This is a genomic window from Rhizobium sp. NZLR10 (assembly GCF_019685125.1).
Taxonomy (GTDB): Bacteria; Pseudomonadota; Alphaproteobacteria; order Rhizobiales; family Rhizobiaceae; genus Rhizobium.
Genome location: NZ_JABDWE010000012.1, coordinates 206545 through 216303, shown reverse-complemented (window position 1 = coordinate 216303; position 9759 = coordinate 206545). Strand labels below are relative to the sequence as shown.

At 61.3% G+C, this 9759-nt stretch carries 8 protein-coding genes; 6 read left to right on the top strand and 2 right to left on the bottom strand.

What is annotated here, in order from left to right; genetic code table 11:
- Window positions 1-180: hypothetical protein (locus tag HJB82_RS19385; protein WP_221141023.1), on the top strand; the 180-nt coding region annotated here is incomplete at its 5' end.
- A gap of 100 nt (window positions 181-280) precedes the next feature.
- Here the strand turns inward: HJB82_RS19385 and HJB82_RS19380 are convergent.
- Together HJB82_RS19380 and HJB82_RS19375 are read right to left on the bottom strand one after the other, a co-directional pair.
- Window positions 281-2116, bottom strand: coding sequence for a DUF882 domain-containing protein (locus HJB82_RS19380; protein ID WP_207581747.1), 1836 nt, complete (start codon window positions 2114-2116; stop codon window positions 281-283).
- 178 nt (window positions 2117-2294) lie between these two features.
- Window positions 2295-3839 carry a sigma-54 dependent transcriptional regulator gene (locus tag HJB82_RS19375; protein ID WP_207581748.1) on the bottom strand — a complete coding sequence of 515 codons (1545 nt, stop codon included), beginning with the start codon at window positions 3837-3839 and terminating at the stop codon, window positions 2295-2297.
- A 207-nt stretch (window positions 3840-4046) separates the two neighbouring features.
- On the opposite strand from HJB82_RS19375, the gene HJB82_RS19370 reads away from it, so the two are divergent.
- The 5 genes from HJB82_RS19370 (at window position 4047) to HJB82_RS19350 (ending at window position 9702) form a co-directional block, all read left to right on the top strand.
- Window positions 4047-5903, top strand: coding sequence for a M3 family oligoendopeptidase (locus HJB82_RS19370; protein ID WP_221141021.1), 1857 nt, complete (start codon window positions 4047-4049; stop codon window positions 5901-5903).
- A 90-nt stretch (window positions 5904-5993) separates the two neighbouring features.
- Window positions 5994-7154, top strand: a complete 1161-nt coding sequence (locus tag HJB82_RS19365; protein ID WP_221141031.1) for an aminodeoxychorismate synthase component I — start codon at window positions 5994-5996, stop codon at window positions 7152-7154.
- Window positions 7151-7780, top strand: coding sequence for an aminotransferase class IV family protein (locus tag HJB82_RS19360; RefSeq protein WP_207581750.1), 630 nt, complete (start codon window positions 7151-7153; stop codon window positions 7778-7780). The genes HJB82_RS19365 and HJB82_RS19360 overlap by 4 nt, the downstream gene beginning before the upstream one ends.
- Before the next feature lie 2 nt (window positions 7781-7782).
- Window positions 7783-8067: a YciI family protein gene (locus HJB82_RS19355; RefSeq protein ID WP_207581751.1), complete on the top strand. Its 285-nt coding sequence runs from the start codon at window positions 7783-7785 to the stop codon at window positions 8065-8067.
- Window positions 8068-8250: 183 nt separating this feature from the next.
- Window positions 8251-9702: a homospermidine synthase gene (locus HJB82_RS19350; RefSeq protein ID WP_007631624.1), complete on the top strand. Its 1452-nt coding sequence runs from the start codon at window positions 8251-8253 to the stop codon at window positions 9700-9702.
- Window positions 9703-9759: the final 57 nt, after the last annotated feature.

Genomic DNA, 9759 nt, shown 5'->3' with positions numbered 1-9759 from the left:
AATAAGCCGATATGGCCAGAAAACCCGCCTCAATCGGCCAAAATCCCACCGCACGACAGCCAGTCTGTAAAAAAATCAGACCCACAGCAAGCAACTGCGCCAACGCAGAGCGAATTTCAGCAGCCTGCTAGAACAGGATGTCATAAGAAAACCGCTCACACTTTCGGCATCACGCCCTGAAACACACTTGGCTAAACGGTCACCTCGCCTCGGTCGAAGCGGACAAAGAAAAACCGCCGGAATCGCTCCGACGGTTTTCGATATTTCATGATCGGCCGGCTCAGTTCGTGTTGAACTTGCGCACTTGCATGAAGTTCACCGCCGTGCCGCTGAAGCGGGCGGGGTCGACCGAAGCGGTCTTGACATTGAAGCCCTCGGCATAGACGGCGGTTGGTTGGGCACGCATCGTCTGGCTGACGAAACGCGGCGCCTTGACCTGCTTGGAGGCCATTTCGAGGCGGGCATTGGTCAGCGCCCACTGCGAGATCATCTTTTCCGTCAGCTTCGGCTCGGTGCGCACTGCCGCGCGGCTGGCATCGGCTGCGGCGGCTTCCTTGTGTGTCGGGCGGCCGCCCTTGGCAGGAAGTCCCTGAGCCACAGCGCTTTCGGTGGCCGGTTCGTCGAAGCCGTCACCAAAGCTTGCCGATTTGGACATCGGCGCCAAGGCGGCGAGTTCGAGCGGCGGCTTTGCGGCAGGCGCCTTTTGCGTCATCGCGGCGTTGATCGCCTGCTCTACTGTGATTGGCGGCGCCTTCGACGCGATCTGACTTTCCGCACCCTCGTTTCGCTGCTGGTCGAGCGCATCGGCGACGGCGGGAGACAACGCGTCCTGATCGGCTTCGTCGGCCTCCGCTTCGGGATCGGCATCGGCCGCGGCAAGAAGGTTCTCGGCAACGGCAGGGCGTTCGACCGGCGTCGGAACCGGCAGCGCATTGGCGCCCGTCAGCGACGCAAGCTCGGCGTCGCCAGGCGCACGGCGCGGGCCGAGAAGCGAGGGGACCGGAATACTATAGGCGCTGAGATCGGCAAACTGCTGCGGTTGGGCCTGATCGGCAGGAAGGGCCGCTGCAAGAGCCTGTTGCGCCGCATTACCCGAAGACGGTGCGACGAGCGCGCTCGCCACGTCGCTGCCGGCCGGCTGGTTGCTGAATGCCGGGCGAACCTGCGGCACCGGCGCGTTCAGATCGGCGACCTCGGTCTGTTGCGGCTCGGCAGGGGCTGGCTCGGACTTCGGCGGCGTCGCCTTGGCGACGGCAACAGGGGTCGAATCGTCCGTATCGTCTTCCTGCTCATCCGCTCCGCCGCCGAACAGCGCGGCAAACAGCGTCTTGTGCTTCGGCGCCGATTCGGAGGCGCTGGCGATCTCGATCTGCGTGCCGCTGACGCGGCGCTTGTAGTCGACCATCGCCTGCTGGTAGCCCGGCAGCGGCTTGCCGTCAGCCGGAATATGAATGGTGTTGCCGTTCGGGAAAAGCCGGACAAGCTCGTCACGGCTCATGCGCGGCCAGGCGCGAACGCCGCCGACGTCCATATGCACGAAGGGCGATCCTGATTTCGGATAGAAGCCGACGCCGCCGACCTGCATCTTCATGCCGATCCCACGTAATGTCGCGAGTTTGACGTCCGGAATGAAGAAGTCCATCGCCTTGCCGAGCATATGCTGGCTCTTTTCGGCGACGCCTGAGTTGCGCGAGCGGCCGCGCAGCATCTCGTTAGTTCCCGGCGAACGGAAACCGCAGACGACGTTGATATAATCCCTCGAACCGCTCTGGCGATAGACGTCCCAGATCAGGTCGAACAGGCGCGGATCCATCTTCGTCGGCTGATTCTTGCGCCAGTCGCGCAGGAAGCGGTTCAGCTGCTCCAGACCCTTCGGGTCGAACTTGCCGTTGCGCTTGTAGGTGATGACGGCTTTTTCGCCGGTATGGATGAAATAGAGCTTGAGGCTGCGGGTGTCGCCCGCGGCCTGCGAAGGTGTACCAACGAATACCGGTGAGGAAACCGCGAGCGCAAGAAGGGCGGCCGCTGCCGTCCTTATTGCCTTTCCGCAAATGTCGGCGCACAACAAACGCCAGCTCAAGCGCGAACGCTTGGAATTCCCATTCAGATTCGGCAACTCGATCCCCGTCAGACAGACAATGTCCCGTACTGTCTCAGATGACTGTCAAATGCGGTCACACGATGGCAAAAATGCCACACATGATCAACCTTTTCTTTACATAGTGAACGAGCCACTAACAAGTGGTTTATGACCAGTAACAAATCGTGGTTGCCTTAGTCTTAACAAAAAGCGCTTAAGCCGCATCTTTCTGGGGATTGTCGGGGTCTATACCGTAATCCTTGAGCTTGCGATAAAGTGTGGACCGGCCAATGCCAAGTTTGCGCGCCACTTGACTCATCTGCCCGCGATAGAATTTGAGCGCGAATCGAATGAGCTCTTCCTCGACATCGGCAAGCCTGCGTACGTCGCCGGCGGGATTGACGCTGGCGATCGCGTTTTCGGAGGCTTCGGACAGACGGTGATGCACCGCTCCCGAGATCGACGCCCTGAAATCCTCACCATAGGTGTCGTCGGGATCGAGGCCGGTATTGTCGGCAACGAGCGCCAGGTGATCCACGACTTCGTATTCCGGAAGCTGGGCGGCGATCTGCGGGAAGTCCCCCTCGGTCAGCTCCGGCCCTTCGGCGAGAACGACCGCGCGGAAGATTGCGTTTTCGAGCTGGCGGATATTGCCTGGCCAGTCATAGGCGGTCAGCAACGCCAGCGTGCCCGAGTTCACCGTCATGCGGCGACCATTTTTCTGCTCGCTGGAGAAGCGCTCGGCAAAGACACGCACCAGATTCGGAATGTCCTCCTTGCGTTTGCGCAGCGCCGGAATGGTGATCGGGAAGACGTTGAGGCGATAGTAGAGATCCTCGCGGAAATGGCCGTTCTTGACCTCCTCGATCAGATCCTTGTTGGTCGCCGAGATCAGCCGGACATTGACCTTATGGGCGGTGCGCGCACCGACGGTCTCGATCTCTCCCTGCTGCACGGCGCGCAACAGCTTCACCTGCACATCGAGCGGCAGGTCGCCGATCTCGTCCAGGAAAATGGTGCCGCCGTCGGCTTCCATGAATTTGCCGATATGGCGCTCGGTCGCGCCGGTAAACGCACCCTTCTCATGGCCGAAGAGAATGCTCTCGACGAGATTATGCGGGATCGCCCCGCAATTGACCGTGACGAAGGGCTTGTTCGAGCGGTCGCCGCCGGATTGGATGGCACGCGCCACCAATTCCTTGCCGACGCCGGATTCGCCTTCGAGCACGACGGGAATATTGGACTGAGCCGCCCGCTGGGCGAGATCGATGACGCGGATCATCGCCGGGCTTGCCGATACGATGTCGTCGAAGCCGACCGAGCCTGAGCGCGACCGGCGGCCGGCCCGCGCCTTCACCTCGCGCTGGTCGAGCTTCATCGCGTTCGAGATCGAGGTGGCGATGCGCTCGGGCGAGACCGGCTTGACGACGAAGTCGAAGGCACCGGCCCGCATCGCTTGCACCACCGTTTCGATACCGCCCTGCCCCGTCTGAACGATGACCGGGATCTGCGTGCCGAATTCGTGAAGCGCGTCGAGGAACTCGAGGCCGGTCATCTCCGGCATCATCAGATCGAGCACGATGACGCTGAAAAGGCCGCTGTCGCGTTTGACCATTTCCAGGCCGATGCGACCGTTTTCCGCCTGGTGCACGACATGGCCGTGCCGCTCGATTGCATTCTTGAGCAGGCGGCGCTGCACGGGGTCGTCCTCGACCACGAGGATTTGCCCTGCTCCCTTGAGCTCATTGTAACCGGTCATTGTCGCCTCACTTCATGCGAAACCATGGAGCGCACTCTGACAGGAAGGCTTGAACATCCAGTTTTGAGAAATAATTGCATTTTAACGATTGGAACGGGTCATTTTCGTGCCGAACCGATGCCTTTCTTGCGCCGAAAGGCCCTTGATGCCGGGCCTTCTCGCGCTTATTCAAGCAGACCTGTTATGAAAGTGGAGAGGAATTGCCCCATGAAAATCAAGCTCCCGCACGCCAGCCTTCTTTTCTCGGCAGCAGCGCCAGCTGGGGCGACCGATCCGGCGCTCGGCGATCTGCCGGTCTGGAAGCTGCAGGATCTTTATCCCTCCGCCACCTCGACCGCCTTCGTCGCCGACATGGAAAAGGCCGGCAAGGCCGCGATCGCCTTTGAAGAAAAGTGGAAGGGCAAACTGGCGGCGGCGGCGACCAAGACCGGCACTGAGGGCATCGGCGCGGCGCTGAAGGAGTATGAGGCGCTGGACGACATCATCGGCCGCCTCGGCTCCTTTGCCGGCCTCACCTATTTCTCCGACACCGCCAATCCGGCAAACGGCAAGCTCTATGGCGACGTGCAGACCAAGATCACCGAATTCTCCGGCCATCTCCTGTTCTTCGCGCTGGAACTGAACCGCATCGACGACGCGGTGATCGACGCCTGCATGGCTAGAGATACCGCCGCCGGACACTATCGCCCCTGGCTGATCGACCTCAGGAAGGACAAGCCCTACCAGCTCGACGACAGGCTGGAACAGCTCTTCCTCGAAAAGTCGATGACATCGGCCGCTGCCTTCAACCGCCTCTTCGACGAAACCATGGCGGAACTTCGCTACGATATCGATGGCGAGAAAGTGCCGCTCGAAGTGGCGCTGAACAGGCTGCAGGAAAAGGACCCCGAAGCCCGCCGCAAGGCCGCCATGGCGCTCGGCGAAACATTCAAGGCGAATATCCGCACCTTCACGCTGATCACCAATACACTTGCCAAGGACAAGGAGATCGCCGACCGCTGGCGCGGCTTCGAGGACATTGCCGACAGCCGCCACTTGGCAAACCGCGTCGAGCGCGAGGTCGTCGATGCGTTGGCCGCCGCCGTCCGCGAAGCCTATCCCCGCCTTTCGCACCGCTATTACAAGATGAAGGCGAAATGGCTCGGCATGGAGCAGATGAATTTCTGGGACCGCAACGCGCCGCTTCCGGAAACCTCCACTGCCGTCATCTCCTGGCCCGAGGCGAAGGACACGGTACTTTCGGCCTACGGCAATTTCGCCCCCGAGATGGAGGCGATCGCCAGGCGGTTCTTCGACGAGCAGTGGATCGATGCCCCGGTCCGCCCCGGCAAGGCGCCCGGCGCCTTCGCCCATCCGACGGTTCCCTCGGCCCACCCCTATGTGCTGGTCAACTACATGGGCAAGCCGCGCGACGTGATGACGCTTGCCCATGAACTCGGGCACGGCGTGCACCAGGTTCTGGCCGGCGCGCAAGGGGCACTGATGTGCCAGACGCCGCTGACGCTTGCCGAAACCGCCTCGGTCTTCGGCGAGATGCTGACTTTCCGCGCGCTCCTGGAAAAAACCAGCGACATGCGCGAGCGCAAGGCGATGCTCGCCCAGAAGGTCGAGGACATGATCAACACGGTCGTGCGCCAGATCGCCTTTTACGAATTCGAGCGCAAGCTCCACACCGCCCGCAAATCAGGTGAACTTACCGCCGACGACATCGGCGAACTTTGGCTCTCCGTCCAGTCGGAAAGCCTCGGGCCGGCGATCAACATTTCTGAAGGATACGAGACCTATTGGGCCTATATCCCTCATTTCATCCATTCGCCCTTCTATGTCTATGCCTATGCCTTCGGCGATTGCCTGGTGAATTCGCTCTATGCCGTCTACCAGAAAGCCGAAAAGGGCTTTCAGGAAAAGTATTTCGAACTGCTGAAGGCTGGCGGCACCAAGCACCACTCGGAACTTTTGAAGCCTTTCGGCCTCGACGCCACCGATCCGTCGTTCTGGAGCCAGGGCCTGTCGATGATCGAAGGGCTGATCGACGAATTGGAAGCTTTGGATAGAGCTGCCTGATCTGCCTCCCCACGGCCGACCTCTTCCCGCAGGCGGGGAGAGGCGCCGGCAGGCGGATAAGGGATCGTGCTCCAAGAAAAGACGCCGCTGATGGCCGAAACCCAACCCTCTATTCTCTACCGCGACGACACATCAGGACAGGTGATGCTTTTCGCCGAGCCGGCAGAGATCATTATTGCCAGGACGCGGGGCGAATTCTTTGCCGGCCTTGCCCGAATGGAAGAGGCCAAGGCCGAGGGCAAATGGCTCGCCGGGTACATGGCCTACGAGGCCGGATATCTCTTCGAAGAAAAACTCGCTCCCTTCGCCGGGGAAAACCGTGAAACGCCGCTACTCTGTTTCGGCGTCTTCGACGCCCCGCAGCCGGACACACACCCGCTTGCCCAACCAAAACAGCGCCTCGAAAACGAGGAATTCCTGACGGCCCCCAAGGCTGCCTGGGATTTCCCTCTCTATAAAGAGCGCTTCGACCGCCTGCACCAGCACCTGCGGCTTGGCGACGCCTATCAGGCGAACCTCACCATGCCGGTCGAGGCCCGCTGGAACGGCGATCCCCGTGCTGCCTTCTGGTCGCTGATCGAACGCCAGCCGGTCAAATACGGCGCGCTGGTTGATCTCGGCGGTCCGGTTATCCTTTCGCGCTCGCCGGAACTGTTCTTCCGCATTGATGAAGAGGGCTGGATCGAGACCCATCCGATGAAGGGCACTGCGAAACGCGGCGCTACCGCGGCCGAAGATGCCGAAATCATCGAGGCCATGCGCCGCGATATCAAGACGCAGGCGGAAAACCGCATGATCGTCGATCTGCTACGCAACGATATTTCCCGCATCACCGAGGTGGGCACGCTCGACGTCCCGAAGCTCTTCGACATCGAGACCTATCCGACCGTCCACCAGATGGTGAGCCATGTGCAGGCAAGGCTCCGTCCGGAGCTTTCGATCCGCGACGTCTTCGCCGCGCTCTTTCCCTGCGGCTCGATCACCGGCGCGCCGAAGATGCGGTCGATGGAAATTCTGCATGCGCTCGAAGACACGCCCCGCGACGCCTATTGCGGCGCGATCGGCATGATTTCGCCGAGCGGCGCCATGCGCTTTTCCGTCGCCATCCGCACCATCACGCTTTTTGACGGCGGCAGAGCCGTCTTCAATGTCGGCGGCGGCATCGTCTTTGATTCCACAGCCGAGGCCGAATATGAGGAATGCCTGCTCAAGGCCCGCTTCGCCGTCGGCGACCAATGGATTGCACGATGATCGATTTTTCGCTGGTCGAGACGCTGCGCTGGCAGCCTGGTGAGGGTTTTATCCGCCTGCGGCTGCATCTCGCCCGGCTTTCCCGCTCCGCCCGTCGCCTTGGCTTCCCGCAACCGATCGACGCCATGGCAAGGCTTGACGAAGCCGTTGCCGGTGCTGCCGGTCGGCTGCGTGTCCGCCTGACTTTCGACGCCCAAGGCCACATCGAGGTGACAAGCGCCGCGTTCGTGCCGCTGGCGCCCGACACCACCTGGACCGTGCGCCTTGCCGAGACACGTCTGAACTCCACCGACAGGCTGCTGCGCGTCAAAACCACCCGCCGCGCCGTCTACGAAAGCGCACGCGCCGAATACAGGCTCGACGAGGCCGACGAAGTCATTCTTTTGAACGAACGCGGCGAAGTCTGCGAGGGCACCATCACCTCGATCTTCCTGGACGACGGAACCGGCATGCTGCGCACCCCGCCGATCTCCTGCGGCCTGCTCGCCGGCGTGCTGCGCACGGAGCTGATCTGCGCCCGCAAGGCGCATGTCGGCCGCCTCACGCTTGCCGATCTCGATGCCGGCGCGCTTTATATCGGCAACTCGCTGCGCGGCCTGATCCGCGCAAACCTCGTCAGGAACTGACCATGTTCATTCTCTCCCTCACCTACATCAAATCCAATGACGAAGCCGACCGGCATATGGAGCCGCACTTGGCCTGGGTGAAGGAGGGTTATGCGAAGGGCTGGTTCCTCGCCTCCGGCCGCAAGGTGCCGCGCACCGGCGGCGCGATCCTGGCAGTCGGCGACTGCGCCACAATCGAGGCCTATGTCGCCGCCGATCCCTTTACAATCCATGGTGTTGCCGAATACGACATCACCGAGCTTGCGGTGACGACGACGGCCGAAGGGCTGGAAATCCTGAAGCGCTGATTTTAGAGAGGCCGGTCGGATGATCCCGTCGTCCCTCGCCGACCCGATATTTGCCCTTTCCCCCTCAACGCTCTTTATTGTGACGCCGTTTTATGGTTAGAGCCGGTCACTTCGCATCTCTGCGGCAATTTCAAAAGAATTCTTCGGGCTGAACGCCTTCGTCCCCTTCCATAGGAGAAAAGAATGACGGAACAAAACTATCCGGTATATGCCGAAATCACCGGTCCGATCGTGATGATCGGCTTTGGCTCCATCGGCCGCGGCACCCTGCCCCTGATCGAGCGCCACTTCAAATTCGACAAGAGCCGGATGGTCGTCATCGACCCGCGCGAAGAGCCCTCCGACATGGAGATTCTGAAGAAGCACGGCGTTCGCCACATCAAGGAATATGTCACCAAGGAAAATTACAAGGAACTGCTGAAGCCGCTGCTGACCGAAGGCGAAGGCCAGGGTTTCTGCGTCAACCTCTCGGTCGACACCTCCTCGCTCGACATTATCAAGCTCTGCCGCAAGCATGACGTGCCCTATGTCGACACCGTCGTCGAACCCTGGCTCGGCTTCTATTTCGACAAGGGCATGAGCAATGCCGACCGCACCAACTATGCGCTGCGCGAAACCATGCGCAAGGAAAAGGCAAAGAACCCGGGTGGCGCCACCGCCGTCTCCACCTGCGGCGCCAATCCGGGCATGGTCTCCTGGTTCGTCAAGCAGGCGCTTGTCAATCTCGCCAACGACACCGGCCTCAAATTCGAGGAACCGGACCAGCACGATCGCGAAGGCTGGGCAAAGTTGATGAAGAAGCTCGGCGTCAAGGGCGTCCACATCGCCGAGCGCGACACCCAGCGCACCAAGCATCCGAAGCCGCTCAACGTCTTCTGGAACACCTGGTCCGTCGAAGGCTTCATCTCCGAAGGCCTGCAGCCGGCCGAACTTGGCTGGGGCACGCATGAAGAGTGGATGCCGAAGAACGCCAAGAAGCACAAGAAGGGCAACAAGGCGGCGATCTACCTGGAGCAGCCGGGCGCCAACACCCGCGTACGCACCTGGTGCCCGACGCCCGGCCCGCAATACGGCTTCCTCGTCACCCACAACGAGTCGATCTCGATCGCCGATTATTTCACCGTCCGTGACAAGGACGGCGAAGTGACCTTCCGCCCGACCTGCCACTATGCCTACCACCCGGCCAACGACGCCGTGCTCTCGCTGCATGAGATGTTCGGCAATGGCGGTACGGCGCAGCCGGTCCACCACGTTCTCGACGAGGACGAACTGGAGGACGGCATCGACGAACTCGGCGTCCTGCTCTACGGCCATGAGAAGAACGCCTACTGGTATGGCTCGCGCCTGTCGCTGGAAGAAACGCGCCGCATCGCGCCCTATCAGAACGCCACTGGCCTGCAGGTGACCTCCGCTGTTCTCGCCGGCATGGTCTGGGCGCTGGAAAACCCGAATGCCGGCATCGTCGAGGCCGACGAGATCGACTACAAGCGCTGCCTCGAAGTACAGATGCCCTATCTCGGCCCGGTCGAGGGACACTACACCGACTGGACCCCGCTCGATGGCCGCCCAGGCCTCTTCCCGGAAGATATCGACACCAAGGATCCGTGGCAGTTCAAGAACATTCTCGTTCGCTGAGATCGCTCGCGCGACCCTGAAGATGCCCGCCGCAAGGCGGGCATTTTTGTAACGCCG